The following is a 1037-nucleotide window of genomic DNA, read 5'->3' on the forward strand; positions in this document are numbered from 1 at the left end:
ATATAGAGCTGGGCAAATTCTTCCGGTGAGTTTTCCAACTTCAAGCGTTCAATATCAAACAATGTACAGCCACCGGCTTCGGCATCGTAGATATTGACAATTTGTCGCCATTGACCGTCCGCACAAGTCTTGCCCTGTTTTAAATGAGCGTGGGAAATATCAATATCCACCTGTTCTGTTTTAGGTCGGCCCTTATTAAACAGCTTGCCTGACCAAAGGCGATAGGCGGAATGGGTAATACTGGACGGCGTGGAAAAATAGGTGATGCGATACTGCTTTTGTGATGCCATACCCGCGGCAACCTTACGGATTTCTTCAAAGCGATTGACCCAAAAGATTTCATCAAAATAGAGATTGCCGTGGTAGGATTGAGCGGTTTTTGAGTTTGTGCCGAGGAAAATCAGTTGTGCCCTGTTGGGTAGCGTAATTGTCTCGCCTTTGAGATCCACATCGGCGACTTTTTTCGCATAGGCGACAATATAAGCACGGAACTGCAATGCCTGCTTTTTACTGGCGGAAATAAAGATTTGATTTCTGCCCGTTACCAACGCATCAACTAACGCTTCGTGAGCAAAATAATAAGTCGCCCCGATTTGACGACTTTTGAGAATATGTCGAATGCGTTGGCTTAATCCGGCTTCGTGCCACTTTTTCTGATAGTGGAACATACCGTTGAGAAAGCCGTTGATCAGCAATTCGGCTTGTTCTTCGGAAATGGCATTCTGTTCCGGCTTTTTACGATCAGTAGGATTGCGGTTTTTAATTTTCGGGTTGAGATCGGTTTCATTTCCGCCTTGATTGTAGCGTTGAATACGAGCCGCTCTTTCAAGCTGACGCATTAAAAAATCTAACTCTTTAAAGTCATAGCCCGACTTCACCTCTTTTTGCATCAGTAAAATATAACGGCTCTCAATGCCGGCATTTGCACGATCAAAGATAGAGGCGTTGTCCCACTTATCCCGTTTTTTCCAACTGGAAATTGTCGAAACAGGGATATTTAACATACGGGCTATTTCTGAAATCCCATAACCCGCCCA

The 1037-nt window shown here is 44.5% G+C and carries 1 protein-coding gene; it reads right to left on the bottom strand.

Going from position 1 to position 1037, the window contains the following annotated elements; translation table 11 throughout:
* The coding region (locus RO21_RS11980; protein ID WP_047978014.1) for a terminase large subunit domain-containing protein at positions 1 to 1037 on the bottom strand (1037 nt) is incomplete at both ends.

Origin of the sequence: Muribacter muris, from assembly GCF_001038205.1 — a bacterium.
In the GTDB taxonomy this organism is placed as follows: domain Bacteria; phylum Pseudomonadota; class Gammaproteobacteria; order Enterobacterales; family Pasteurellaceae; genus Muribacter; species Muribacter muris.